Source organism: Streptomyces sp. P9-2, from assembly GCF_051903975.1.
In the GTDB taxonomy this organism is placed as follows: Bacteria; Actinomycetota; Actinomycetes; order Streptomycetales; family Streptomycetaceae; genus Streptomyces; species Streptomyces cellulosae.
Map to the genome: position 1 here is coordinate 192,850 of NZ_CP192634.1, position 25,615 is coordinate 218,464.

Genomic DNA, 25,615 nt, shown 5'->3' on the forward strand with positions numbered 1-25,615 from the left:
GTGTCGCGTCGAGGTGTGCGGAGGGATGACCGTGGACGGGCAGGGCCATGGGAGCGGGGCGGGACTGCACTGCCTGGTCACCGGGGCGTCGGGGTACGTCGGCGGGCGGCTGGTCCCCGAGCTGCTGGAGGCGGGCCACCGGATCCGCTGTCTGGCCCGCTCCCCCGACAAGCTGCGCGACCACCCCTGGGCGCCCGACGTCGGGACGGTGCGCGGCGACGTCACCGACGCGGCGTCCGTCGCCGAGGCGATGCGGGGCGTCGACGTGGCGTACTACCTGGTCCACGCGCTGGGCAGCGGCGGGGACTTCGAGGACACCGACCGCCGCGCGGCTCGCACCTTCGCCGAGCAGGCGCACGCGGCCGGGGTACGCCGGATCGTCTACCTGGGCGGGCTCACGCCGTACGGGGTGCCGGAGGAGACGCTGTCTCCGCATCTGCGGTCCCGCGCCGAGGTGGGGCGGATCTTCCTGGACTCGCCGGTGCCCGCGACCGTGCTGCGGGCCGCCGTCGTCATCGGCTCGGGCTCGGCGTCGTTCGAGATGCTGCGCTATCTGACCGAGCGGCTGCCCGTGATGGTCACCCCCAGCTGGGTGCACACCCGCACCCAGCCGATCGCGGTGCGCGACGTGCTGCGCTACCTGGTCGCCTCGGCGACGATGCCGCCCGACGTCGACCGGGCCTTCGACATCGGCGGCCCGGACGTGCTGACGTACCGGGACATGATGCGCCGCTACGCCGAGGTCGCGGGGCTGCGCCGGCGGGTGATCGTGCCGGTGCCGGTGCTGACGCCGGGGCTGTCGAGCCACTGGGTCGGGCTGGTCACGCCGGTGCCCGCCTCCATCGCCCGGCCGCTCACCGAGTCGCTGCGCCACGAAGTGGTGTGCCGCGAGCACGACATCGCGCGGTACGTGCCCGACGAGCCCGGCCGGCCGCTGCCCTTCGACGAGGCGCTGCGGCTGGCGCTGGCGCGGGTGCGGGAGGCGCGGGTCGCCACCCGCTGGTCGTCCGCCTCCGTGCCGGGCGCGCCGAGCGATCCGCTGCCCACCGACCCCCGGTGGGCGGGCGGCAGCCTCTACCGCGACGAACGGGACCAGGTGGTACCGGCGTCGCCGGAGGCGCTGTGGAAGGTGATCGAGGGCATCGGCGGCGAGCACGGCTGGTACTCCTTCCCGCTGGCGTGGGCGGTGCGCGGGCGGCTGGACCGGTTCGTCGGCGGGGTGGGGCTGCGCCGCGGACGGCGTGACCCGCACCGGCTGCGGGCGGGCGACTCGCTGGACTTCTGGCGGGTGGAGGAGATCGAGCCGGGACGGCTGCTGCGGCTGCGCGCCGAGATGCGGCTGCCGGGTCTGGCGTGGCTGGAGCTGCGTGTGGACACGGACGACGCGGGCCGCACCCGGTACCGGCAGCGTGCCCTGTTCCATCCGCGGGGTCTGCTCGGTCACGCGTACTGGTGGGCGGTGTCGCCCTTCCACGCCCTCGTGTTCGGCGGGATGGCCCGCAACATCGCCCTCGCGGCGGCCGAGGGCGTGGCGGGGCCGGGCAGCCGGCGGCCCCGCCGGCTGCGCGAGGGCGTCCGCCGCTGATGTCCGGGCCGGAGGCGCCGCGTGGACGCGTCGGCGCGCCGGTGCGGGCCGACGCGCGCACCGGGGAAGGTCGTCCGGGCCTTTCGCGGGTACCCGGGGGCGAGCGCCAGGCTGCGGGCGACGGACGACGTGAAGGGGCTGTGCATGCGTGAACTGCGGTCGGCGACGGAGGAACCGGCGGAACGGGCCGGTGGACCCCTCACCGCCGACGCCGCCACCAGGGCCGTGGGCCGGGTCCTGGGCGAGGTGCTGGACGCCCGGATGTCGGAGGCGTACGACCTCGACGCCGTGTTCGCCCGTGACGTGGCGGGCCGCGTCTCCGCGTTCGCGCGGCGCGGCGGGAAGCGGCTGCGCACGGCGTTCGCCTGGTGCGGCTGGCGGGCCGCGGGCGGCCCGGGCGACCCGGGACCGCTGCTGAAGACGGGCGTGGCGCTCGAACTGGTGCAGACGTGCGCGCTGGTGCACGACGACGTGATGGACGGCTCCCATCTGCGGCGCGGGGCGCCCTCGATGCACGTGGACCTGGCGGGGATGCACCGCGCGGCGGGCATGACGGGCGGCGCCGAGGCGTTCGGGCACTCGGCTGCCGTGCTCGCCGGGGACCTGGCCCTGGCCTGGGCCGACGACCTGATGACGGAGATCGCGCTCGCCACGCCCAACGGGCCACGGCTGTACCGGGAGTGGCGGGCGATGCGCGAGGAGATGGTGGCCGGGCAGTACCGCGACCTCCAGGCGCAGGCGGCCGGCGCGTCCGGTGTCGAGGAGGCGCTGACCATCGCGACGCTGAAGAGTGCCCTCTACACGGTGGAGCGCCCGCTGGCCCTGGGCGCGGCGCTGGCCGGGGCGGACGAGTCGGTGACGGCGGCGCTGCGCGCGGCCGGCCGGTGCGCGGGGCTCGCCTTCCAGCTGCGGGACGACCTGCTGGGCGCGTTCGGCGATCCCGCGCTGACCGGGAAGCCGGTGGGCGACGACCTGCGGGCGCGCAAGCTCACCTACCTGCTGGCCGTGGCCCTGGAGATGGGCCGGGCGGCCGGTGACGAGGAGGCCGTGGCGCTCCTCTCCCCCGGTGTGCCCGCGCTGCCGGAGCGTGCGGTGGAGGGCGTGCGGGCGGCGCTGGAGCGGACGGGCGCCCGGGACGTGGTGGAGGCGAAGATCGCCGAGCTGGCGGACTCCGCGCTGCGGCACTTCGGCGGGACGGGAGCGGACGACGCGGTGCGGCGGGAGTTCGCCGCGCTGGTCGCCCGCGCGTCGGGCATCGCGGCGCCGCAGGTGCGGGAAACGGTGTGAGGCGGGCGGCCCGCCACGGTCCGGACGGGATCGTGGCGGGCCGCCCGCCCTCGGGTGCGGGTCAGGGCTGGCGGCGGGCCTGTTCGGCGGCCTGGCCCGCGGCGCCGGTCTCGGTGGTGGCGCCGCGCGTGCTCAACTTGCCGCCGCTGGACTCCAGATGGGCGCGGACGAACCACTGGAACAGCTCCAGGCCGCGCAGTTGCTCGATCAGCATGTCCTGGGTGACCGGGTCGGACTCCTCGGTCTCCCGCATCGCCTCCCGGTGGTCCTCGATCAGGTTCGTGTACACGACGTCGAGGGCTCCCAGGTGCTCGATCGCCTCGGCCCTCCCGATGGAGTAGTCGTCCCAGGAGCGGGCGGCGACCAGCGCGCCGGGGGTGCCGTTCGGCTCGCCGCCGAGGGTGGAGATCCGCTCGGCGAGGTCGTCGGTCATGTCCCGCACCTTGTCGACCTGAGGGTCGATCATCTCGTGCACGGCGATGAAGTGCGGTCCGACGACGTTCCAGTGGACGTGCTTCAGGGTCAGATGGAGGTCGTTGAGGGCGTGGAGTCGCCTCTGCAACAGCTCGATGATCCGTCCGCTGTCCTGGGTGCTGAGGCCGGGCACGGTGTACGAGGGGTCGGCGGGCTGTGACGGCACGAGGGGCTCCTTGCGATCGTCCGATGCTCGAACATCCAGATAAGCGGTTCATCGGCCCGTTGCCCGGTTCACCGTCGCCCACCTCCGCGCGTCTCACCGGTCTGGAGCAGCGGAAGGCGCCGCCCAGGGCCCGCGCGCTTATTGCTTTGCCGGGCGGGACGGCGCGTGGTTGGCTCACGCCCATGAGCTGGCTTCCGCGCGACTTCGTCCACCCCCTGCACGTCGGCGTCCCCGGCGGTGCGGGCCATCGGCTGCGCCCGATCGCCGGCGCCGACGCGCCGCTGGACTATCCAGCGGTGATGGGGTCGCGCGAGCGGCTGTGGTCCATATTCGGCCCCGCCTGGGGCTGGCCCTCGGCCACCATGACGTACGAGGCGAACCTCGCCGATCTGGAACGGCACGCGGCCGAGATCGAGGCGCACGAGTCGTTCAACTACACGATCGAGAACCCGGAGCGCACCGCGCTGCGCGGCTGCGTCTACATCGACCCGCCGGAGAAGGAGGGCGCGGACGCCGAGATCTCCTGGTGGGTGGTGGACGACGAGGTGGGCGGTCCCCTGGAGCGGGCGCTGGACGCGTTCGTGCCGCGGTGGATCGCCGAGGACTGGCCGTTCGAACGGCCCCGCTTCATCGGCCGGGACCTCACCTGGGAGGAGTGGCTGAAGCTGCCGGACGTCGCCTGAGGTCAGGGCGCCAGGGCGGCGGGGGCCTGTCCGGTCCCGCGGAGGCGGGCCGCGTCGCGGCTCGGGGGCGCGCCGAACAGGCGCCGGTACTCGCGGCTGAACTGGGAGGGGTTGTCGTAGCCGACGCGCCGGCCGACGGCGGTGACGTCGCCCGGGCGCGTGGCCAGCAGCAGCCGGGCCTCCTGGAGCCGGATCCGCTTCTGGAACTGGATGGGGCTCATCGCCGTCACCGCCTGGAAGTTGCGGTAGAAGGCGGAGACGCTCATACCGCTCATCCGCGCCACGTCCTCCACCCGGAACGACTCCGCGAAGTTCTCGCGGATCCAGCGCACCGCACGGGAGACGTGGCTGAGCCCGCTGTCGGCGAGCCCCAACTGCCGTACGGCGGCGCCCTGTTCACCGGTCATCAGGCGCCACAGGATCTCCCGCTTGACCATCGGTGCGAGCACCTCGCGGTCGCGGGGCTGGTCCAGCAGGCGCAGCAGCCGGACGACCGCGTCCAGCAGCGGCTCCGGCGCGTCGCTCACGGCCAGCGCGGACGGCGTCCCGCCGGTGCTGGGCAGGCCTCCGGGGCCGGCCGACAGCAGGAGGTCGGCGACGGCGGAGGGGTCCAGCACCAGTCCGAAGCCGAGGGCCGGACGGTCGGGGCCGATGTCGAGCCAGTGGCCGGTGACGGGCAGGTCCACGGACGCGACCAGATACTGGCCGGGGCCGTACTCGTAGACGCGATCGCCGAGGGCGAGACGTTTGGCGCCCTGGGCGACGACGGCGAGGACCGTGCCGGACATGGACGGTCCCGGGGGATCCTGCCGGTCGATCCGCGTGGCGAGGACGCCGTCGACGGGCGTGGCCCCGTCGGGGCGGGCACAACGCTCCAGCAGGGTGCGCAGCTCTTCGAGGAGGGCCATGCCTCCATTGCAGCACAGGAGCGGGTGCCGCATCCCCGGCACTGAGAGGATCGTGCAAGCACCGGGGAGGATCGATCTAACGTTTCCCCAGTTCGACGGCCTTCAATGGAGTAATCGCACTCCACCGAACGAGAGAAGGTCGCCATGATTGTCCAGTACGGCTTCCAGGCCACGCTCACCGCCCGTCCGGGTCGGGGCGGGGAGCTCGCCGAGCTGCTGCTCACCGGCATGGACGAGGGAGGCGCCGCCGCGAGCGAGCACTGCGTCGTCTACCTCGTGTCGCGGTCCGCCTCCGCCCCGGACGTCGTCCACATCACCGAGGGCTGGACCGGCAAGGAGGAACACGAGCGGCTGTTCGACGGCGAGGCCGCCCGTGCTCTCGTGTCCCGCATCACGCCGCTGCTGGCCGGCGAGCCCGTCCACGCCGACTACGTCCCGGTGCGCGGTAAGGCCGCCTTCGGCCCCGCCGCCGCGTGAACCGCCGTGTGAACCCCGTCCCCACCCCACCGGAAGGCACACCCGTGTCCCTGAGCCCGCGCCCCGACGTCGACCCCGAACTCCGCGCCCTGCTCGCCGAGATGCCCCTCGTGGAGCGGATGGACGAGGAGATCCTCAGCCAGCTGCGCGCCCTGCCGTCCCCGTCCCCGGACTCCCTGCTCGCCGGCCGCCGCGTGGTCCGCCGGGAGGTGGACGTGCCGGCCGAGGACGGCGCCGTCGTCCGGCTGTCGGTGCTGAGTCCCGCGGACCGCGACCCCGCCGTCCCCGCGCCGTGCGTGTACTGGATCCACGGCGGCGGGATGGTCCTGGGCGACCGGTTCGGGCAGATCGACATCCCGCTGGAGTGGCTGGAGCGGTTCGGCGTGGTCGTCGTGACCGTGGAGTACCGGCTCGCCCCGGAGGCCACGGGCACGACCGCCGTGGAGGACTGCCACCGGGGGCTGGCCTGGGTGGCCGCGCACGGCGAGGAGCTGGGCGTCGACCCCGGCCGCATCGTGGTGGCCGGCATCAGCGCGGGCGGGGGTCTCGCCGCCGGGCTCTGCCTGTTGGCCCGCGACCGCGGCACACCCGCGATCGCGGCACAGCTGCTGATCTGCCCCATGCTGGACCATCGCAACGTGACCGTCTCCAGCCGGCAGTACTCCGGGGAGCCCGGCGTGTGGACGCGGGAGACGAACGAGTTCGCCTGGCGCACGCTGCTGGGCGACCAGGCCGACGGCGAGGTGCCGCCGTACGTCTCCCCCGCACGGGCCGCCGACCTGTCCGGGCTGCCCACCGCCTACGTGGACACCGGCTCGGCCGAGGTGTTCCGCGACGAGGACGTGGCGTACGCCTCCGCCCTCTGGTCGGCGGGCGGCCAGGCTGAGCTGCACGTGTGGGCGGGCGGCCACCACGGCTTCGACGCGCAGTTCCCGGAGGCGGAACTGTCGGTGACGGCCAGGAGGACGCGGAGCGAGTGGCTGGGGCGGGTGCTGCGGCAGGCCGCGGCCGACGGCGCGTCGGCGAACGGCCGGCCGGCGACATTCAGCGGGTGAAGAGCCACAGCGTCGCGTTGATCCCCGTGGCGCAGGCCAGCACGCCGCTCGCCCAGGCCACGTGACGTCGTAACAGCGCGCCGCGTAGTTCCACGTACCGCGTCTCGTACTCGTGGCGCAGTTCGTCGGCTCGGCGGACCGTGGTGCGGAGCATCTGGCGGGTGAGATCGATGCGGCGGGCGACGTAGTGCCGGGTGAGGTCCTCGGCCTGACCGGTGGTCAGCCACGGCAGGTCGGCGCAGAGGGCCTCCGCCTCCCGGCGCGCCTCGGCGAGGTGGGAGCGCGCCATCACGATGCCCTCCGCCTCGGCCATGACGGCCGAGGCGTCGTGCGCGGTGGGGCGACGGAACCGCGACCGCGTCATCAGCGGTCGCCCTTGTGGCCGCCGGGGTCGATGACGTCACGCTGCCCGGTGTTCTCCGCCTGGTCGACGCCGGCCAGGGCCGGGTGCCGCAGGTCGAAGGCGGGCGACTCGGAGCGGATACGGGGCAGGGTGACGAAGTTGTGCCGGGGCGGCGGGCAGGAGGTGGCCCACTCCAGCGAACGCCCGTAGCCCCAGGGGTCGTCGACCTCGATCTTCTCGCCCTTCTGCGCGGTCTTCCAGACGTTGTAGAGGAAGGGCAGCGTCGACAGGCCGAGCAGGAAGGCGCCGATGGAGGAGACCGTGTTGAGGGCGGTGAACCCGTCGGCGGCGAGGTAGTCGGCGTAGCGGCGGGGCATGCCCTCGGCGCCCAGCCAGTGCTGGAGCAGGAAAGTGGTGTGGAAGCCGACGAACAGCGTCCAGAAGTGCACCTTCTCCAGACGGTGGTCGAGCATGGTGCCGGTCATCTTCGGCCACCAGAAGCTGAATCCGCCGAACATCGCGAACACGATCGTGCCGAACAGCACGTAGTGGAAGTGGGCGACGACGAAGTAGCTGTCATGCACGTGGAAGTCCATCGGCGGGGACGCCAGCAGCACACCCGTCAGACCGCCGAAGAGGAAGGTGACGAGGAAGCCGGTGGCCCACAGCATGGGCGGTTCGAAGGACAGACTGCCCTTCCACATGGTGCCGATCCAGTTGAAGAACTTCACGCCCGTCGGCACGGCGATGAGGAAGCTCATGAAGGAGAAGAACGGCAGCAGCACCGCGCCGGTGGCGAACATGTGGTGGGCCCACACCGTGGCGGAGAGACCGGTGATGGTGATGGTCGCCCCGACGAGTCCCATGTAGCCGAAGATCGGCTTGCGGGCGAAGACCGGGATGATCTCGCTGACCACGCCGAAGAAGGGCAGCGCGAGGATGTAGACCTCGGGATGGCCGAAGAACCAGAACAGGTGCTGCCACAGCAGCGCCCCGCCGTTCCCCGGGTCGAAGATCTGCGCGCCGAAGCGGCGGTCCGCCTCCAGGGCGAGCAGCGCCGCCGCCAGGACCGGGAACGCCAGGAGCACCAGCACGGACGTGAGCAGCACGTTCCAGGTGAAGATCGGCATTCGGAACATCGTCATGCCGGGCGCGCGCATGCAGATGATCGTGGTGATGAAGTTGACGGCGCCGAGGATCGTGCCGAAGCCGGACAGCGCCAGGCCCATGATCCACAGGTCGCCGCCCTCCTGCGGGGTGCGCTCGCCGCCGCTGAGCGGCGTGTACGCCGTCCATCCGAAGTCCGCGGCGCCCTGGGGCGTGAGGAAGCTGGTCATCACGATCAGCCCGCCGAAGGCGAACAGCCAGTACGACAGCATGTTCAGGCGGGGGAACGCCACGTCCGGGGAGCCGATCTGCAGCGGCATGATCGCGTTGGCGAACCCCGCGAACGTGGGCGTCGCGAACAGCAGCAGCATGATCGTGCCGTGCATGGTGAACGACTGGTTGTACTGCTCGGGCGACACGATCTGGAGCCCGGGCCGCGCCAGTTCCGCGCGGATCACCATGGCGAGCAGACCGCCCACGAGGAAGAAGGCGAACGAGGTGATCAGGTAGAGGTGCCCGATCTTCTTGTGGTCGGTGGTGGTCAGCCAGGAGATGACCACACGCCCTCTCGATCGTCTTCCCTCCGCCGCCGGAACCGGGGAAAGAGGTTCAGTCGTGTGTGTCGCCATCGAGTTCCTTCGGGTTCACTACGCGGAGGCCGGCCGGGAGGGAACGCACTCATTGCGGGCGCGATCGGCACACGGGTGCCGGATCGACGCTATGTCAGGTAACCGGTCGTCGGGTTCTGACACCCGCCGAGCGGCGGGCTACTTCACCCGTCCGAGCGGCGTCACTTCGTGCACGGATTGCGAACGGTTCTGGGAGGTCCCCGTCGTCCTTGCCCGCTCCCGGCAACGTCGGCCCGGCGTCCTCGTCCGGAGGCGTGCAGTGTGGAGCGGCCGGGGGCCCGGTCAGGATGCGGGCATGACCGGACGTACGAACGCGCGGCGGAAGGGGTCCTCCCCCTCCTCCCGCGAAAGCTCGCAGAACGACTCCCCGCCTCCTGATGCCGTGGCCGAGGTGGTCACCCGGTTCGAGGCGTACGCGCGGGCCCGCGCGGCCCGGGACAGCCTGCTGCCGGGGGCGCGCACCGGCCCGTGGCACGAGCAGCACGCCTTCGACGACCTCCAGGCGGCCGTGGCCCGGCTGCGTGAGAGATCCCGCCGGCCTGCGGAAGGGGCGTGACGCGAGGGAAAGGTCAGCCGCGTGCCGGCCGGGTGCCGACGCGGACCGCGAGGAGGGCGACGTCGTCGTCGTTGTCGGCGGGGCGCGCCCGGCGGAGCAGTTCGTCGGTGAACTCCCCGACCGGGCGGTGGGCGAGCGCGGCGGCGTGCCGGCGCAGCCGCTCCAGCCCTTCGTCGATGGTGTGGCTGGGCGCCTCGATCAGCCCGTCCGTGTAGAGGACGAGGGTGGCGCCCGGGGGCAGGACCGTCGAGCCGTCGGCGCGCGGACGGTCCGTGCCGGTGCCCAGGAGCATCCCGCCGCCCTCCGTGAGGTAGTCGGCGACGCCCTCCCGGGTGACCAGCAGGGGCGGCGGATGGCCGGCGTTGGTCCAGCGCAGGGTCCAGCGCCCTTCCTCGTCCGTGCCGAGGACGGCGAGCACCAGGGTGGCCATGGAGACGTCGGTGATGCGCAGCACGGCGCGGTCCACCCGCTCGACGACCCGGCCGGGCGGCTCGTCCCGTGAGGACCAGGCGTAGGAGCGCAGCACGTTGCTGCGCCATGCCCGCGGCGGCGTCCAGGTCGTGCCCGGAGACGTCGCCGACGACCAGGGCGGTGTCGCCCTCCCCGAGGGGGAAGGCGTCGTACCAGTCGCCGCCGACGTGGGAGGCGTCCGGCGCGGGCAGGTAGCGGGACGTCATCTCCAGGCCGGGGACGCGCGGCAGCTGGGGCAGCAGATAGCGCTGCATGGTCTCGGCGACCTTGCGCTGCCGTTGGTAGAGGCGGGCGTTGTCCAGGGCGAGTCCGGCGCGGCGGGTGATGTCCTCCAGCAGGGTCAGGTCGTCGGGGGTGAAGGCGTCGGCCCGTTCGGAGCGGCCGAGGGTCAGGGCGCCGAGGACCTCGCGCAGCCCGCGGATGGGGGCGATGGCGGCCGAGTGCATTCCCGTGGCCTCGAACAGCCGGCGCTGCTCGACGGCGATGCCCGAGTCGGGGACACCTCGTAGGTCTCCGGGCCGGCGATCGTCGAGGAGGCGCCGCGCAGGGCGCGGGACAGGGGCATCGGGGACTCGTCGGGGACGGGCGCCATCGGCCCTTCGAGGTCACGGCGGGAGACGGGGAGGCCGTCCTCCAGGTGCACCACCTTGGTGCGCCACACCTCGTCGCGCTCGCTGATCAGGTCGATCACCGCCCAGTCCGCGAGGCGCGGCAGCACCAGGGACACCAGCCGGCGCAGTGCCTCGTCGACGGAGAGGGTGGACGTCAGCTGGGTGGTCATCTCCGCCAGCAGGGCGAGCCGCTCCAGCTCGTCGAGCGTCCCCTGGCGGGCCGCGGGCGGGCCGGGCGCCTCGGCGGGGTCTCGCGGGCGTGGAAGAGGACGAGGACGCAGGTGTCGTCGGTGCCGGCGTCGTAGGGGGTGATGGTCCAGGCGACGGGGAGCAGGGTGCCGTCGCCCTTCTCGAACCATTCCCCGCCGTCCTGGGCGGGGCGGCCGGAGAGGAAGGCGGGCCGCATGCGGCACTGGGAGGTCGGCAGGGTCTCGCCGTGGGCGGTGCGGTGCAGCAGGTCGTGCGCGTCGGCGCCGACGAGTGCGGCGGCGGGCCGCCCCAGCAGCCGCTCGGCGACCGCGTTGACCGCGACGATCGTCCCGCGTCCGTCCACGACGTAGGCGCCGGTGCCGATCGGGGTGATCGTGTCGCCGATCACCCCGGCCGTCTCCCCGTCGTGTTCCGGTTCCACCGTCTCCATGCCCTCTCACCCCTTCGGATCATCGCACGTTCCCCACATCCGCGGGCGTTCCGCCCCTTGTGTACGGGGCTCCGCATGGAGCGGACCGGGGTGGGTAGGCGGTGCGACGGCCCGGGGCGTGCACGAGACACCTGCCCGGACTTCGTAGGATGAACCGGCCGGCCGGGCACCGTGGGGATGGGCGGAGGTCGGGCTCACCCGCATGCGCCGAACACCCCGCCGAGGAGATTTCGTGTCCGTACCGGACGAGACGTTCACCGTCACCCCCCGCCCGAGCGCCACGGGGCCCTACGTCCTGGAGGTGGCCGGGGAGCTCGACCACCACACGGCGCCGCTGCTGACGGAGGCGGTCAACGAGGCGCCGTTCGGTCCCTACGGTGTGGTGCTGGACCTGTCGGGGCTGACCTTCTGCGACTCGTCGGGGATCACCGTGTTCGTGACGGCGCACCGACGGTCGCGGGACAAGGGCTCGCAGCTCAGCCTGGCGGGCGTGGCCCCGGCCCAGATGCGGGTGCTGCGCATGGTGGGGCTGGACGAGGTGTTCACCTTCCACGCCGGCGTCGAGGACGCGCTCCGCGCCGCCCGGCCGCCCCTGCCCTGACCACCCGTACGGGTGCACGCTCGTGCCTCTCCCCCGCCCGGCGGTCAGGGTCCTGCGCGGCTGCTCATCGTCGCCGCCGGCGCCCGGGGCGGGACCCCGCCTCTTCGACGGGGTCCCGCGTCACGGCCGGCCCGGAGGGTCACCCACCTGACCTACGAGGTGCTGTCCTGACTCAGGGCAGGGTCCACTTCTGGTTGGGTCCGGTGTGGCAGGTCCACAGATGGACCGGGGTGCGGTCCTCCCAGGTGCCGCCCGAGGCGTCGAGGCACTTGCCCGACTGCGGGTTGCGCACGGTTCCGTCGGACCGCGCGGCCCACACCTGCGCACCGGTTCCGTTGCACGTCCACAGCTGGATCCGCGTACCGTCCAGGCTCCCTCCCCCGGACACGTCCAGGCACTTGCCGAGCGCCCGCAGCGTCCCGTCTGCGGGCACCGTCCACCGCTGGGCGGCGGAGGAGTTGCAGGCGTAGATCTGCACCCGCGTCCCGTCCGCCGTCCCCGCGTTGTCCACGTCCAGGCACTTGCCGTCGACGCCCCGGATCTCACCGGTGCGGGGCCCCGGTGTGGCGCCGTTCTGGTGGAGGCGGATGTTGCGGAAGGACACCTGGTCGCCGTCGCCGTGGTTCTGCAGGCCGATGTGGCCGTCGCGCAGGCTGCGGGCGGGGTCGGTGTTGGTGAAGTCGTTGATCTTCCGGCCGTTGAGGAAGATCTCAAGCCGTTCCGCGGTGACGCGGAGTTCGTACGTGTTCCACTCCCCCGGCGGGTTCAGTGCCGCGTCCCGGGCGGCGATGTCGGCGGACTGGAAGCCGTAGACCGCGCCGGTGGTGCGGTCGGCGGTGTCGGTGGCGTCGATCTGGATCTCGTAGCCCTGGTCGACGGCGGACCACGGGTCGTCGGAGGCGGGGAAGCCCAGGAAGACACCGGAGTTGTCGTCGCCGTGCAGCTTCCAGTCGAGCTTGAGGGAGTAGTCGCCGGTGATCTCCCGGTCGTACCAGAACAGGCCCATGCCGCCCTGGGAGGTGAGGGTGGCGTCGTTCAGGGTGAAGCCGCCGGGGCCCGCCTGTTTCCAGCCGGTGGTGCCGGTGCCGTCGAACAGCGGGGTGTAGCCGGTCTCGGGGCGGCAGTCCGCCTTTGTCGTGCCGGCGGCCCAGCGGATGCCGCCGAGGAGGTGACGGCGGAAGGCGGGTTCGGCGTAGGACTCGGCCGTGTGGCCGCCGCCGGTGTAGAAGGCGCGGCCGCCCGCGTAGTCCTTGCACCAGGCGATGGGATGGTCCCCGGACATCGTGCCGCCGGAGTAGCTGGACTCGTCCAGAGAGGCGAGGACATGGGCGGTGGAGCGGGGGTTGGTGCGGTAGTTGTACCACTCGTCGGTGCGCTGCCAGGCGGTGCCGAGGTGGGCGGTGGCGTCGTGCGCCCGGTCCTCGACCCGCACGGTGGCGGGCTGGATCGCCGGGTGGGACTGGAACAGGGCGCCGGCCAGTCCCGCGTAGAAGGGCCAGTCGTACTCGGTGTCGGCGGCGGCGTGGACGCCGACGTAGCCGCCGCCGGCGCCCATGTACTGCTCGAGGGCGGTCTCCTGGGCGGGGCCGAGGACGTCGCCGGTGGTGGAGAGGAAGACGACGGCCCGGTACCGGGCGAGGTTGTCGGTGGTGAAGGCCGCCGGGTCCTCGGTGGCGGTCACGGTGAAGTTGCCGGCCGCGCCGAGTTCCCGCAGGGCGGTGATGCCCTCGTCGATGGAGTCGTGGCGGAAGCCCGCCGTTCGGGAGAAGACGAGGATGCGGTACGCGGGGTCGGCCGCCGGCGCCGCCAGGGGCGCGTCGGCGGGCGCGGCGCCGGGGGTCGCGGCGGCCTGAGGGGTCAGGCAGAGCGCGGCGCCGGCGATCAGACCGAGTGCTGCTTTCCAGGGGGTGCGCATGGGGGGCGCCTCCTTCCTACGGCAGGGTCCACTTCTGGTTGGGTCCGGTGTGGCAGGTCCACAGGTGGACCGGGGTGCGGTCCTCCCAGGTGCCGCCCGAGGCGTCCAGGCACTTGCCCGACTGCGGGTTCCGCACGGTCCCGTCGGACTGTGCGGCCCACACCTGCGAGCCCGTGCCGTTGCACGTCCACAGCTGGACGCGGGTGCCGTCCACGGTGCCGCCCCCGGACACGTCGAGGCACTTGCCCAGCGCCCGGAGCGTGCCGTCGGCCGAGACGGTCCACCGCTGGGCGGCGGAGGAGTTGCAGGCATAGATCTGCACCCGCGTGCCGTCCGCCGTCCCCGCGTTGTCCACGTCCAGGCACTTGTCGTCGACGCCCCGGATCTCACCGGTGCGGGGCCCCGGTGTGGCGCCGGTGTCGAAGGAGAACTCGTCCACGTCGAACAGCGGTCCGGCGCCGCCCTTGAAGACGAGGTGCAGGGTGGTCGCTCCGGCCGGCCGGCCGCTCAGGGGCGCCGTGACGTCACGGAAGATGTCCCAGCCTCCGGTGACCGGGACGGTGGCCGTGCCGAGGAGGGCGCCGGTCGGGGAGCCCGCGCGGATCTCGATCGTGCCGCCGCTGCCCGCCGAGGAGACGCGGGCGGTGAAGCGGGAGGCGTTGTCGAGGCTGTACGGAGTGAAGGAGATCCGGTCGCCGTCGTGGATCTCGCCGACCGTCCTGCCGCCGTGCGCGGACGCCTTGTCGATGATCTGTACGCCGGCGGAGTCGCCGTAGTGCTCGGCCTGCCGGTGGCTGGGCTGGGTGATGTGCTGGTCGTGGGTGGTGAGGGCGGGCTGGCCGTTCGCGCCCCGGTCGGTGTACTCGGCGTCGATGACCCCGAAGATGTTGGCGTTCGGGTCGTGCTCGCCGTCGGCCAGGGTGCGCAGGGTGCCGGTGCAGCCGGTGGCGGAGGTCTGCGGGTGGCCGTGGCTGTCGTGGCCGATGACGAAGGTGACCTTCACCCGGGAGCAGTCGACGGCGCCGTCCTCCGGATCGGTCACGGTCACGCTGAAGGGGATGGCGGCGCCGAAGTCGTAGATGCGGCCGTCGGCGGGGGTGTCGATGCGTACGGTCGGGGCCGTGTTGCCGACGGTGATCCGCACGGACGCGGTGGCCGACTTGCCGGACGGGTCGGTGACCTTGAGGGTCGCCGTGTACTGGCCGTTGGCCGTGTAGGTGTGCGAGGGGTCGGCGGCGGTGGAGGTGGCGCCGTCGCCGAAGGTCCAGGCGTAGCCGAGGGTGTCGCCGTCGGGGTCCGAGGTGCCGGACGAGGAGAAGGCGACCGTGAGGGGCGCGATGCCCGAGGTCCTGTTGGCGGCGGCCTGGGCGAGCGGGGCGCGTCCGCCGGTGACGTGCTCGATGCGGTACAGGGCGGAGTTGTGGTCGCCGTTGAAGTAGCCGGTGCCGTAGTCGAGGACGTAGAGGGCGCCGTCCGGGCCGAAGGCCATGTCCATCACCTGGGTGCCGTTCCAGGGGAACGCGTCGATGGACTGCACGGTCCCGTCGCCGCCGGTCTCGACGCGTTTGATCCAGCGGCGGCCGAACTCCCCGGCGAAGAAGTCGCCGTCGTACTCCTGGGGGAACTTCACATCGGAGGCCGATTCCGCGTCGTAGCGGTAGACGGGGCCGCCCATCGGGGATTCGGAGCCGGTGCCGAACTCCGGTACCGAGCCGCCGTCGTAGGGGATCCAGGCGGGCTGGGCGGGCGGCAGCTCGGTCAGGCCGGTGTTGCGCGGTGAGGTGTTCCTCGGGGCGGAGCAGTCGAAGCGGGCGCCGGCGGAACCGGAGGCGAAGTCGTGGTCGACGTAGGCGTCGTTCCGGCCGGTGCAGTAGGGCCAGCCGTAGTTGCCGGCCCGGGTGACGCGGTTGAACTCGACCTGCCCTGCGGGGCCTCGGGTGGAGCTGGCCGTTCCCGCGTCCGGGCCGTAGTCGCCGACGTAGACGGTGCCGGTGGCCTGGTCGACGCTCATGCGGAACGGGTTGCGGAAGCCCATCGCGTAGATCTCGGGGCGGGTCCTGTCGGTGCCCGGCGGGAAGAGGTTGCCGGGCGGGACGGTGTAACTGCCGTCGGCCTGGACCTTGATGCGCAGGATCTTGCCGCGCAGGTCGTTGGTGTTGCCGGCCGAACGCTGGGCGTCGTAGGCGGGGTTGCGGGAGGCGCGCTCGTCGACGGGCGTGTAGCCGTCGGAGGCGAAGGGGTTGGTGTCGTCGCCGGTCGACAGGTACAGGTTGCCGTCCGCGTCGAAGTCGATGTCGCCGCCGACATGGCAGCACAGGCCGCGGGAGGCGGGCACGTCGAGGATCTTCTTCTCGCTCGTCGTGTCCAGGGTGTTGTCGGGCCGCAGGACGAAGCGGGAGAGGCGGTTGACGCCGTCGAACGGGGTGAAGTCGGCGGCGCTGCCGTCGGACGGGGCGTCCCCGGCGGAGGTGTTCAGCCGGGGCGCGTAGTAGAGGTAGACGAAGCGGTTGGAGGCGAAGCCGGGGTCGACGGCGACGCCCTGCAGGCCCTCCTCGTCGTGGCTGTAGACGTCGAGCCTGCCGGCGACGGTGGTGGTGCCGGCCGCGTCCGTGCGGCGGAGGGTGCCGTCGCGGGAGGTGTGCAGCACCGAACGGTCGGGCAGCACGGCCAGGGTCATGGGCTCACCCGTCTCGGCCACGCCTTTGGCGAGGGTCACCTGCTGGAAGTCCTCGGGGGCGGCGGCCACCCGGTCAACGGGGGCGGGGGCGGCGGCCGCCGCGGGGCCCATGGGGAGGGCCAGGGCGGCGGCGCAGGTCAGTGCGGTCAGAAGGGTGCGGACACGTCTGTGTCCGAGCGGTCTCGTGCGCACGGAGCTCTCCAGGGCAGTGGGGGGTGGCGGCAGGCCCAGGGCAGGGGGCTGCCGTGAAGGAGCACAGGCGCGCGCCGTCGCGCCATGGAGCGCCGGCCGGTCGGCCCGTAGGCCTCAAGACCGGTGTGTTTCAAGGAAGTTAGCGGGCGGGGCGCGAAGACGTAACCCCTTTCGCACGGCGTCCCGCGCCTTCTTCCACCGCTGGGACAAAGTGTTCCGGCCGGTGCGGCACGGGGGCGCTTCGCGGGTGTCGGGGGCCGCGTTGCGGCCGTTCCGGGGCCGCCGGACACTGGCCGGGGACGGCCGTACGTCCCTGGAGGGCGGGAACGCATGGGTGACTACGCGGACCTCGCCGGGGTCAGGACCTGGTACGAGACCGAGGGCTCCGGCGATGCGCTGGTGCTGCTGCACGGCGGGTTCTGCACCAACGACACCTGGGGCGCGCAGCGGCCCGACCTCGCCGCCTCCTACCGTGTCCACCTCCCCGAGCGGCGGGCGCACGGGCGCACCCCGGACGTCGCGGGTCCGCTGTCGTACACCGACATGGCCGGTGACACGGTGGCGTTCCTGGAGTCCGTGGTGGGCGGCCCTGCCCATCTGGTCGGGTGGAGCGACGGGGGCGTCGTGGCGCTGCTGACCGCCCTCGCCCGGCCCGACCTGGTGCGCCGGATGGTGGTGATCGGGGCGAACTTCCGGCCCGCGCCGGAGGCGTTCGTCGCGCCGGAGATGCTCGACGCGCTGACCCCGGACAGCGCCGACATGGCCTTCTTCCGCGAGCTGTACGCGGCCGCGAGCCCGGACGGGCCGGACCACTGGCCTGCCGTGGCGACGCGGATGATCGACATGTGGCGCACCCAGCCGACGCTCGACGCCGACGACCTGGCGGCGGTGCGGGCGCCCACCCTCGTCATGACCGGCGACGACGACCTGATGACCCTGGAGCACACCGCGGCCCTCTACCACGCGCTCCACGACGCCCGGCTCGCCGTGATCCCCGGCGCGTCCCATCTGGTGCCGCTGGAGAAGCCCGCCGAGGTCGACCGGATGATCCTCGACCACCTCGCGGGCGGCGCGCCCGAGACGATGATGCCGGTGCTGCGCGCCTGAGCACGGCGCCCGGGGGTGCGGCTTGCGGTGCTGTACAGGTGCCCGGACCTGGCTGCCCGCACGGGGGACGCTCGGGCCGCTGGCAGGCTGAGGCCGCTGCGCCCACCCTCCCCCACTCTCGGCTTCGCTCGAGCGGGAGGTACCCGGGAGGTACCCCCGTGGCCCTGGGGTACCTCCCAGGCCCTCAAGGCACTGGGGGGGCACGAATGCCCGCAGCCAGGCAGGGCCCGGGGGCCGCCCGGACGCTGGATGCCTCCGGCAAGGATTCGGCGTACTGTCCCGATATGGGAGCAGTTCGGGCGACGCCGGTCGAGTCGGCGGGCTCGTCCCCGCCGGGACGGGCGGGTGACTGATGGACACCGCCCTGGCCGACGTCGTGCGGGCGACCCGCGCCACCGGCGCCATGCTCTACGTCCTCACCCCCGACCGCACGGCCCTCTGGCTGTCCCATGTGGCGGGCGCCCCGCGCGAGGTCGTCGCGCCGTGGACCCAGGTCGCGGTGGGCGACCCGATACCGGTCGCCGACGCGGTGCGCGAGGAGCGCCTGGTGTGGGTGAACAGCCAGGAGGAGATGGCGCGCCGCTATCCCCGGCCGGCCGTGGTGCTGCCGGCCGCAGCTCAGCCGCGCCGAGCACGACGCCGTCCGCGCGGGCTCCCGGCGCCTCGGGCACCTCTTCGAACAGGCCGCCCGGCGCGGCGAGGCCGTCGTCTCCCCCGGCCGGCCGCACATCCTGCCGCCGGAACCGGGACGCACCCCCACCGCCGAGGAGGCGTGGGCCGGCACGGCGCTGCTCGACCGGCTGCCCGGCGGGTACGTCGGCCTGGACCTGAACGGGCGGATCACCCTCGTCACCCCGGCCGCCGCCGACCTCGTGGGCGCCTCACCCGACCGGCTGCTGGGCGCCCTGCCGTGGGAGGCGCTGCCGTGGATGGACGTCCCCCACGTCGAGGACCGTTACCGGGCGGCGCTGATCAGCCGCACCCCGCAGTCGTTCCGGGTGCTGCGCCCGCCCGGCACCTGGCTGTCGTTCGAGCTGTACCCGGACCCCTCGGGCATCAGCGTGCGGATCGACCGCACCGGCGACGGGCAGGACGCCGACCCGGTCACGCGGATGCCGCACGGTCCCGGCCGGGCCACGATGCTGTACCACCTGATGCACCTGGCGACCACGCTGACCGAGGCCGTCGGCGTGCAGGACGTCGTCGACCAGACCGCGCAGCAGCTGCTGCCCGCCCTCGGGGCGCAGGCCATGGTGCTGATGACGGCGGAGGACGGCCGGCTGCGGATCCTGGGCCACCGCGGCTACAACCCCGAGCTGCTCGCACGGTTCGACGGGACACCGCTGAGCCGGGACATCCCGGGCGCGGCGGTCCTGGCCACCGGGGAGCCGGGCTTCTTCCCGTCGTTCACGCAGATGGCGGACGTGTACCCGAAGATGACCCACGAGGACGGGATGGCCGCGTGGGCGGTCCTGCCGCTGATCGCCTCCGGACGTCCCATCGGCTCCGTGCTGCTCTCCTACGACCGGCCGCACACCTTCCCGCCCAGCGAGCGCGCCATCCTCACCTCCCTGGCCGGTCTCGTCGGGCAGGCCCTCGACCGGGCCCGGCTGTACGACAACAAGGACCGGCTCGCCCACCGGCTCCAGTCGGCGCTGCTCCCCCACAGCCTGCCGAGCATCCCCGGCCTGCGGGTCGTCGCCCGCTATCTGCCGGCCGCGCGCGGTCTGGGCATCGGCGGTGACTTCTACGACCTGATCCGGCTCGACGAGAACACGGCGGCGGCCGCCATCGGGGACGTGCAGGGCCACAACGTGGACGCGGCGGCGCTGATGGGGCAGGTCCGCACCGCCGTGCACGCCCACGCCACCGTCGGCGCTCCCCCGGACTACGTCCTCGGCGGCACCAACCGGCTCCTCACCGACCTGGACCCCGGTCTGTTCACCAGCTGTCTCTACGCGCACCTGGACCTGGGGAACCGACGGGCGTGCCTGGCCACCGCGGGGCATCCGCCGCCCCTGATGCGGCACTGCGACGGGCGCACCGAGCTGCTGGCCATCCCGCCGGGGCTGCTCCTCGGCATCGACCCGACGGCCCGCTACCCGTCGCTGGAGTGCGCGCTGCCGCCCGGCTGCGTGCTGGTGCTCTACACCGACGGGCTCGTCGAGGCGCCGGGCGTCGACCCGGACGACGCGACGGCCGCGCTGGCCGGTCTGGTGGAGCAGTCCGACCCGCGCGACCTGGAGGCCATGGCGGACACGCTGGTACGGCACGCCCCGGCACCCGGCGACGACATCGCCCTGCTGCTTCTGAGCCCCACGCCCGACTGCGGGTGACCGCCCGCCCGCTCACCCCAGGGCGTTGACCGCCGCCGTGAACAGGCGGGGCAGGCGCGCGGCGACGGGCACGATGTGCGGGGCGAGGGCGGGTTGCTGGCGCGCCCTGACCAGCAGTTCCGTCAGGACGCGGTAGCGGCGGGTGGCTCGGGCCCAGTCGGTGTCGTAGCGGCCGGGCGTGCCCCGGCGGAGGTTGGCGACGAGGGCGCGGGCGCCGGTCAGGGCGAGGCAGAGGCCCTCACCGGTCAGCGCGTCGACGTACCCGGCGGCGTCCCCGACGAACAGGACCCTGCCGTGCACGCGGGTGCGGGAGCCACGGCGCAGGGGTCCGGCGCCGCGGACCGGGGTGACCGCGGTGTCCGGCGGGAGGCGGGCGGCCAACTCGGGGAAACCGGCGAGCTGCGTGTCGTAGGGCGCGCGACGCGAGGTCAGCAGGGCCACGCCGACCAGCCGGGGGCCGAGCGGGGTGACGTATGCCTCCGCGTCCGGTCCCCAGTGCACTTCGACGTGCGACGTCCAGGGCGGTACGGCGTAATGGCGACGCAGTCCGTGGCGGGGCCGGCCGCGGGCCGGGCGGTCGAGGCCGAGGGAGCGGCGCAGGGGTGAGTGGAGGCCGTCGGCGGCGACGAGCCACCGGGCGCGCAGCCCCGCGCCGGGGACGGTCACGCCGTCCGCGTCCTGCCGTACGGCGTCCACGCGCAGCGGGAGGACGGGGACGCCCGCGTCGAGCACCGCCCGGTGGAGGACGGTGTGCAGGTCGGTGCGGCGGACGCCGAGACCCTGCCCGCGCCGGAACAGGGCTTCGGCGCGGCAGGGCCCCTGCACGTAGCGAATGCCGGTGAGGGGGTGGCCGGGGGCGCGCAGGCCGAGGGCGGTGAGGGCGCGGACGGCGCCGGGCATCAGGCCCTCGCCGCACGCCTTGTCGACCGGGGCGGGGCGCGGTTCCGCGACGACGGTGTCCAGGCCCGCGCGGGCGGCGTGCAGGGCGGTGGCGAGACCCGCGGGTCCGCCGCCGACGACGAGGAGGTCGGGGTGGCTCACGCGGGCACCGCGTGGGTGAGGGCGGCGTTCTCGCAGCGGATCCGCACGGTCAGCAGCACCGCGTCGGCCAGGGTGAACACGGTCGCCGTGATCCACGCGGAGTGCACCAGCGGCAGGGCGGCGCCCTCGACGACGACGGCGACGTAGTTGGGGTGGCGGAGGAAGCGGTAGGGGCCGGCGCCGACGAGACGGGCGCCGGGGACGACGATCACGCGCGTGTTCCAGTAGGGGCCCAGCGTGGTGATGCACCACCAGCGCAGGGCCTGCGCGAGCAGGGCGAGCGCCAGGGCGGGCCAGCCGAGGGCGGGGAGGAACGGGCGGCCGGCAAGCAGGGGTTCGAGGAGACAGCCCGCGAGCAGGCCGGTGTGCAGGACGACCATGGCGGGGTAGTGACCGCGCCCGTGCTCCACCCCGTCCCGCGCGCGGGTCCAGGCGGCGTTGCGGCGGGCCACGACGAGTTCGGCGAGGCGTTCGGCGGCCACGGCGAGGACGAGCAGCGTGTACCAGGTCATGGCGGTCACCTCACCAGCGCAGCAGGACGAGTTCGGTACAGAATCCCGGGCCCATCGCCAGGACGAGCCCCCAGGTGCCGGGCGCGGGCCGGTGGGCCTCGGTGTGGCCCTGGAGGATGTGCAGGACGGAGGCGGAGGACAGGTTGCCGACGGCGGCGAGCGACCGCCGGGACGGGGTGAGGGCGTCGTCGGGCAGCGCGAGCGCGTCCGTCACGGCGTCGAGCACCTTCGGTCCGCCCGGGTGGCACACCCAGGCGCCGATGTCCCCGGTGTCCAGGCCGTGTGCGGCGAGGAAGCCGCGCACCTGGTCGCCCAGTTCGCGGCGGACCAGGGCGGGGACGTCGGGGTCGATCACCACACGGAAGCCGCCCGCGCCGACGTCCCAGCCGAGGAGGTGTTCGGTGCCCGGGTGGAGGTGGCTGCGGGTGGCGACGACGGCCGGCCCGGCGGCCGGTTCCGCTCCGGCTTCCGTGCCGGTCCCGGTGGCTCGGGCGACGAGCGCCGCCGCTCCGTCGCCGAAGAGGGCGCCGGCGACCAGGTTGGCGCGGGAGTCGTCGCCCTTCTGCAGGGTCAGCGAGCACAGTTCCACGGTGAGCAGCACGGCGGTCCCGCCGGGGTGTCCGCGCAGGTAGTCGTGGACACGGGCGAGTCCTGCGGCGCCCGCGACGCAGCCCAGGCCGAACACCGGCAGCCGTTTGACGTCCGGCCGCAGGCCGATCCGTCCGGCCAGGCGGGCGTCGAGGGACGGGGCGGCGACGCCGGTGATGGACGCGCACACCAGCAGGTCGACGTCGGCCGGGGCGAGCCCGGCCTGTGCCAGCGCGGTGGTGAGCGCCCGTTCGGCCAGGTCGAGGCCCGCCGTCAGCCATGCCTCGTTGCTCTCGCGGAAGTCGCGCAGCGCGGCGTACCGCTCGATGGGCAGGGCGAGATGGCGGGTGCGCACACCGGCGGACGCGTGCAGGCGGCGCAGCACGGCGCGGTCGGCACCCGGGGCGAGACACAGGTCGCCGATGGGCTCGGTGAGCCGGTCCTGGGGGTAGCGGTGGGGCGGCAGCGCGGTGTGCACGGCGGCGACGGTGGTCACCGGCGCCGTCGTGCTCGGGGGCGTTGAGGTGGCGGGCGCCGGTTCGGCGACGAGGGGGACACGCATGTCCGTAATGACTTCCTCGCCGTCGCCTTCCGGCTACCTTGCACCCGTGTCCCACCACCCGTCCGGGGTTGTTCCGCGTACGCCGCCGGGCCGTCTCCCCGCGCTGCTGCGCTGCTGTCATCCCGAGCCGGCGCTGGCCGTCACCGTGTTCGTGACCGCGCTGGCGGTGGCGGCGGGGCACCGCCCGGCGGGTGCTGCGGCGGTGGGCGCGGCGGTGCTGGCGGGTCAGCTGTCGGTGGGCTGGTGCAACGACGCGGCCGACGCACGCCGCGACACGGTGTGCGGGCGCACGGACAAGCCGGTGGCCGAGGGGCTCCTGTCGGCGCGGGCGGTGGCTGGGGCCGCGTGGACGGCGCTGGTGCTGTGCGTGCCGCTGTCGCTGCTGTCCGGGCCGGGCGCGGCGGCGGCGCATCTGACGGGGGTGGCGGCGGGCTGGGGCTACAACCTGCGGCTGAAGCACACGGTGCTGTCTCCGCTGCCGTACGCCGTGGGGTTCGCCTCGCTGCCGGTGTTCGTCACCCTCGGGCTGCCGCGACCGGCCTGGCCCGCCTGGTGGGTGGTGGCGGCGGGAGCGCTGCTGGGCGTGGGGGCGCATCTGGTGAACGTGCTGCCGGACATCGAGGACGACCTGGCGACGGGCGTGAGGGGGCTGCCGCAGCGGCTGGGCCGCACGGTCTGCCGGTGGCTGGCGCCGCTGGTGATGCTGGCGGCGGTGGGCGTGGTCGTCGCGGGACCGCCCGGGGCGGTGAGCCCCGGCGGGCTGTGCTTGGCCGTGGTGGCGGGCGCGGTGGCCGTGACGGGCACGGCGACGGCAGCGGGGCGGGGCAGCCGGTGGCCGTTCCGGGCGGCGATGGCGGTGGCGGGGCTGGCGGTGGGGCGGTTGGTGTGGGCGGGGGCAGGGGTGGTCTGAGGCGCTTCGAAGCGTCCCCGCCTCCACGTGGGTCACACCACCCCGGCCGGCGGGGCGCCGGTGCGCAGCATGGTCAGCACCGCCCGCTCGGTGGCCCCCTGGGTGGCCGGGATGCCGTGTGCGGCCTCATGGCCGAGGTGCGGCAGCGCGGGCGCCACGGTCACCCCCTCCTCGTACAACTCGACGACCCGCGGGTTGATGTAGGAGGCGCGGCAGACGGCGGGGGTGTTGCCGAGGTAGCCGGAGACCTCGCGGGCGGCGCGGGCGACGGCGCGGCGGCGGGCGGTCTCGCTGCGGGCGGCCGGCTCCGAGACGGCGAGGGCGACGGCCGCCATCACAGTGGCGTGCCAGGTGCGGAAGTCCTTGGCGGTGACCTCGAGACCGGCCAGCTCCTTGAGGTACGCGTTGACGTCGGCGTTGCTCACGTCGTGCCAGGCGCGCCCCTCCCAGTACGCGAGGAGCCGGTCGCCGCCGCCCCTGCGGCGCAGCAGCGCGGTGAGGCTGCGGCAGGCGGCGGGGTCGGCGACGGTCCGCACGGTCTCCTTGCCGTGCTTGCCGGTGTAGCTGAACAGCACCGCGCCCGACCGGCAGCTGGAGTGCTCCTTCAGCAGGGTGGTGAGGCCGTAGCTGTTGTTGAGCTCGGCGTACCGGTCGCTGCCGATGCGGAAGAAGCCGAGGTCGAGCAGGCGGACCGCGGTGGCGAGGACGCGGGAGCGGGTCAGGCCCCGGTCGCCGAGGTGCCCTTCGACGGCCTCCCGGAGGGCGGGCAGCGTCTCGGCGACGTCGAGGACGTGCTCGTGCTTGGCGGCCTCCTGCTCGGCGCGGAACCGCGGGTGGTACAGGTACTGGCGGCGTCCGGCGGCGTCGGTGCCGACAGCCTGGAGGTGCCCGTTGGCGCGGGCGCAGATCCACACGTCGGTCCAGGCGGGCGGAATGACCAGCGCGCGGACGCGGGCCAGTTCCTCGCGGTCGCGCAGGGGTTCGCCCTCGGCGTCGAGATAGCGGAAGCCCCGCCCGTGGCGCAGCCGGGAGTACCCGGCGTCGGTGGGGCGGGAGTGGTGGAGACGCAACCGGACCTCCCGGCGTGGAACCCGACCGTCGTACGCGGCGGGCGCGTGACCGGGAGGGGGGAGAAGTGGAACGGTGCGCGGGTACCCGCGAAACCGCGTCCGGCACGCACCCGGGGTTCGCCGGGTGTAGATCGGCCGCGCGGGGCCACCCGGGTCGTGCCCGGACGCCGACGACGGCCGAGGGAGGTCGCTGTGGAGCGCACACCGCCTGCGGGCACCGTCAGGGTGCAGTTCATCGGCAACGCCACCCTGCTGATCCGCTACGGCAGTCTGACCCTGCTGACCGATCCGAACTTCCTGCACCGCGGGCAGCTCGCCCACCTCGGCTACGGCCTGGTGTCGCGCCGGCTGACCGAGCCCGCCGTGGACGTCACCGATCTCCCGCACGCCGACCTGGACGCGGTGGTGCTGTCGCATCTGCACGGCGACCACTTCGACCGGGTGGCCCGGCGCCATCTGGACCGGGGGCTGCCGTTCCTGACCACCCCGCACGCCTCCCGCGTCCTCCAGGGGCTGTTCGGCTTCCACCGCGCCGTGGGCCTGCGCACCTGGCAGAGCCACACCCTGCTGCGCGGCGACTCCCTGGTCCGCGTCACCGCGCTGCCCGGCCGGCACGCCCCGGGTCCGGCGCAGCGTCTGCTGCCGCCGGTGATGGGCAGCCTGCTGGAGTTCGGCGACCGCTCCGGCCGTGTCCGCCTGGTCATGTACCTCTCGGGCGACACGCTGATGTTCGACGGGCTGAGGGAGATCGCCCGCCGGTGTCCCGACATCCATCTGGCGGTACTGCACCTGGGCGGGACCACGCTGCCCGGCGGGCTGCTCGTCACCATGGACGGTGAGCAGGGCGCGGACCTGCTGGACGTGATCCGTCCGCACCGGGCGCTGCCCGTCCACCACGACGACTACGGCGTCTTCCGCTCCCCGCTCTCCGACTTCCTCGCCGAGGCGGCCCGGCGCGGGCACGGCGGGCGGATCATGCGCTGCCGGCCGGGTGAACGGGTGACGGTCGGCGGGGACACCCGCCGCTGAACCCTGGCCTTGTGCCACCCAGGACGGCCGTCGCGGGCGGGCGTCCCGCGGTCGCGGCGGGACGGGCGAAGTGGCGGGTCCCG

22 protein-coding genes and 2 pseudogenes are annotated in these 25,615 nt (G+C 73.9%); 11 read left to right on the forward strand and 13 right to left on the reverse strand.

From position 1 onward, the window contains the following. Window positions 1-25: 25 nt before the first annotated feature. Window positions 26-1,585 carry an SDR family oxidoreductase gene (locus tag ACQY0Z_RS33475; RefSeq protein WP_254586453.1) on the forward strand — a complete coding sequence of 520 codons (1,560 nt, stop codon included), beginning with the start codon at window positions 26-28 and terminating at the stop codon, window positions 1,583-1,585. A gap of 144 nt (window positions 1,586-1,729) precedes the next feature. Beyond that, entirely contained in the window at window positions 1,730-2,872 is a 1,143-nt protein-coding gene (locus ACQY0Z_RS33480; RefSeq protein ID WP_254586452.1) for a polyprenyl synthetase family protein, read from the forward strand. A gap of 61 nt (window positions 2,873-2,933) precedes the next feature. Here ACQY0Z_RS33480 and ACQY0Z_RS33485 read toward each other — a convergent pair whose 3' ends face one another. Then, on the reverse strand, window positions 2,934-3,512 hold the full coding sequence (locus ACQY0Z_RS33485) for a Dps family protein (RefSeq protein ID WP_019523075.1): 579 nt from the start codon (window positions 3,510-3,512) through the stop codon (window positions 2,934-2,936). Between the two features lie 182 nt (window positions 3,513-3,694). Between ACQY0Z_RS33485 and ACQY0Z_RS33490 the strand changes: the two genes are divergently transcribed. Beyond that, window positions 3,695-4,195 carry an N-acetyltransferase gene (locus ACQY0Z_RS33490; protein WP_381726358.1) on the forward strand — a complete coding sequence of 167 codons (501 nt, stop codon included), beginning with the start codon at window positions 3,695-3,697 and terminating at the stop codon, window positions 4,193-4,195. 2 nt (window positions 4,196-4,197) lie between these two features. On the opposite strand, the gene ACQY0Z_RS33495 is transcribed toward ACQY0Z_RS33490, so the two are convergent. Continuing rightward, window positions 4,198-5,103 carry an AraC family transcriptional regulator gene (locus ACQY0Z_RS33495; RefSeq protein ID WP_439813458.1) on the reverse strand — a complete coding sequence of 302 codons (906 nt, stop codon included), beginning with the start codon at window positions 5,101-5,103 and terminating at the stop codon, window positions 4,198-4,200. Between the two features lie 144 nt (window positions 5,104-5,247). Here ACQY0Z_RS33495 and ACQY0Z_RS33500 point away from each other — a divergent pair, with 144 nt between their 5' ends. Next, the gene (locus ACQY0Z_RS33500) at window positions 5,248-5,580 is read left to right on the forward strand and encodes a putative quinol monooxygenase (protein WP_439813459.1); all 333 of its coding nucleotides are present in this window, start codon (window positions 5,248-5,250) and stop codon (window positions 5,578-5,580) included. A 101-nt stretch (window positions 5,581-5,681) separates the two neighbouring features. Further along, a complete protein-coding gene (locus ACQY0Z_RS33505; RefSeq protein ID WP_381726361.1) occupies window positions 5,682-6,635 on the forward strand; it encodes an alpha/beta hydrolase in 954 nt (317 codons plus the stop codon). Here ACQY0Z_RS33505 and ACQY0Z_RS33510 read toward each other — a convergent pair. Continuing rightward, window positions 6,625-6,999: a hypothetical protein gene (locus ACQY0Z_RS33510; RefSeq protein WP_439813460.1), complete on the reverse strand. Its 375-nt coding sequence runs from the start codon at window positions 6,997-6,999 to the stop codon at window positions 6,625-6,627. The genes ACQY0Z_RS33505 and ACQY0Z_RS33510 overlap by 11 nt on opposite strands. Then, window positions 6,999-8,714 carry an aa3-type cytochrome oxidase subunit I gene (gene ctaD / locus ACQY0Z_RS33515; protein WP_439813461.1) on the reverse strand — a complete coding sequence of 572 codons (1,716 nt, stop codon included), beginning with the start codon at window positions 8,712-8,714 and terminating at the stop codon, window positions 6,999-7,001. The genes ACQY0Z_RS33510 and ctaD overlap by 1 nt, the downstream gene beginning before the upstream one ends. Before the next feature lie 295 nt (window positions 8,715-9,009). Between ctaD and ACQY0Z_RS33520 the strand changes: the two genes are divergently transcribed. Continuing rightward, window positions 9,010-9,270, forward strand: a complete 261-nt coding sequence (locus ACQY0Z_RS33520) for a hypothetical protein (protein ID WP_189898617.1) — start codon at window positions 9,010-9,012, stop codon at window positions 9,268-9,270. A gap of 13 nt (window positions 9,271-9,283) precedes the next feature. Here ACQY0Z_RS33520 and ACQY0Z_RS33525 read toward each other — a convergent pair. The 3 genes and pseudogenes from ACQY0Z_RS33525 to ACQY0Z_RS33535 all read right to left on the reverse strand — a co-directional run bounded on the left by ACQY0Z_RS33525 (window position 9,284) and on the right by ACQY0Z_RS33535 (window position 10,992). Beyond that, window positions 9,284-10,226 (reverse strand): annotated as a pseudogene (locus ACQY0Z_RS33525) (PP2C family protein-serine/threonine phosphatase). Continuing rightward, complete coding sequence (locus tag ACQY0Z_RS33530) at window positions 10,130-10,522, reverse strand: hypothetical protein (RefSeq protein ID WP_439813462.1); 393 nt, start codon at window positions 10,520-10,522, stop codon at window positions 10,130-10,132. Before ACQY0Z_RS33530 ends, ACQY0Z_RS33525 begins: the two are co-directional and overlap by 97 nt. Beyond that, complete coding sequence (locus ACQY0Z_RS33535) at window positions 10,519-10,992, reverse strand: PAS domain-containing protein (RefSeq protein WP_439813463.1); 474 nt, start codon at window positions 10,990-10,992, stop codon at window positions 10,519-10,521. The genes ACQY0Z_RS33530 and ACQY0Z_RS33535 overlap by 4 nt, the downstream gene beginning before the upstream one ends. Before the next feature lie 232 nt (window positions 10,993-11,224). On the opposite strand from ACQY0Z_RS33535, the gene ACQY0Z_RS33540 reads away from it, so the two are divergent. Continuing rightward, window positions 11,225-11,593, forward strand: coding sequence for an STAS domain-containing protein (locus ACQY0Z_RS33540; protein ID WP_189898198.1), 369 nt, complete (start codon window positions 11,225-11,227; stop codon window positions 11,591-11,593). A gap of 172 nt (window positions 11,594-11,765) precedes the next feature. Here ACQY0Z_RS33540 and ACQY0Z_RS33545 read toward each other — a convergent pair whose 3' ends face one another. Both ACQY0Z_RS33545 and ACQY0Z_RS33550 read right to left on the reverse strand, forming a co-directional pair. Then, the gene (locus ACQY0Z_RS33545) at window positions 11,766-13,508 is read right to left on the reverse strand and encodes a lectin (protein ID WP_439813464.1); all 1,743 of its coding nucleotides are present in this window, start codon (window positions 13,506-13,508) and stop codon (window positions 11,766-11,768) included. Window positions 13,509-13,524: 16 nt separating this feature from the next. Next, window positions 13,525-16,377: a lectin gene (locus tag ACQY0Z_RS33550; RefSeq protein ID WP_439813465.1), complete on the reverse strand. Its 2,853-nt coding sequence runs from the start codon at window positions 16,375-16,377 to the stop codon at window positions 13,525-13,527. 330 nt (window positions 16,378-16,707) lie between these two features. Between ACQY0Z_RS33550 and ACQY0Z_RS33555 the strand changes: the two genes are divergently transcribed. Both ACQY0Z_RS33555 and ACQY0Z_RS33560 read left to right on the forward strand, forming a co-directional pair. Continuing rightward, the gene (locus ACQY0Z_RS33555; RefSeq protein WP_439813466.1) at window positions 16,708-17,484 is read left to right on the forward strand and encodes an alpha/beta fold hydrolase; all 777 of its coding nucleotides are present in this window, start codon (window positions 16,708-16,710) and stop codon (window positions 17,482-17,484) included. 352 nt (window positions 17,485-17,836) lie between these two features. Further along, a pseudogene (locus ACQY0Z_RS33560) lies at window positions 17,837-19,820 on the forward strand (SpoIIE family protein phosphatase). A 12-nt stretch (window positions 19,821-19,832) separates the two neighbouring features. Here the strand turns inward: ACQY0Z_RS33560 and ACQY0Z_RS33565 are convergent. The 3 genes from ACQY0Z_RS33565 to ACQY0Z_RS33575 are packed head-to-tail and all read right to left on the reverse strand — an operon-like array spanning window position 19,833 to window position 22,457. Beyond that, entirely contained in the window at window positions 19,833-20,861 is a 1,029-nt protein-coding gene (locus ACQY0Z_RS33565) for an NAD(P)/FAD-dependent oxidoreductase (RefSeq protein ID WP_189898192.1), read from the reverse strand. Further along, window positions 20,858-21,373: an isoprenylcysteine carboxyl methyltransferase family protein gene (locus ACQY0Z_RS33570; RefSeq protein ID WP_189898190.1), complete on the reverse strand. Its 516-nt coding sequence runs from the start codon at window positions 21,371-21,373 to the stop codon at window positions 20,858-20,860. Before ACQY0Z_RS33570 ends, ACQY0Z_RS33565 begins: the two co-directional genes overlap by 4 nt. Window positions 21,374-21,383: 10 nt before the next feature. Continuing rightward, window positions 21,384-22,457, reverse strand: coding sequence for a 3-oxoacyl-[acyl-carrier-protein] synthase III C-terminal domain-containing protein (locus ACQY0Z_RS33575; RefSeq protein WP_189898550.1), 1,074 nt, complete (start codon window positions 22,455-22,457; stop codon window positions 21,384-21,386). A 73-nt stretch (window positions 22,458-22,530) separates the two neighbouring features. On the opposite strand from ACQY0Z_RS33575, the gene ACQY0Z_RS33580 reads away from it, so the two are divergent. Continuing rightward, entirely contained in the window at window positions 22,531-23,433 is a 903-nt protein-coding gene (locus tag ACQY0Z_RS33580; protein ID WP_189898548.1) for a UbiA family prenyltransferase, read from the forward strand. A gap of 32 nt (window positions 23,434-23,465) precedes the next feature. Here the strand turns inward: ACQY0Z_RS33580 and ACQY0Z_RS33585 are convergent, their stop codons facing one another. Next, a complete protein-coding gene (locus ACQY0Z_RS33585) occupies window positions 23,466-24,503 on the reverse strand; it encodes a DNA topoisomerase IB (protein ID WP_189898188.1) in 1,038 nt (345 codons plus the stop codon). Between the two features lie 192 nt (window positions 24,504-24,695). Between ACQY0Z_RS33585 and ACQY0Z_RS33590 the strand changes: the two genes are divergently transcribed. Next, window positions 24,696-25,532, forward strand: coding sequence for an MBL fold metallo-hydrolase (locus ACQY0Z_RS33590; RefSeq protein WP_189898186.1), 837 nt, complete (start codon window positions 24,696-24,698; stop codon window positions 25,530-25,532). The last annotated feature ends 83 nt before the right edge of the window (window positions 25,533-25,615 follow it).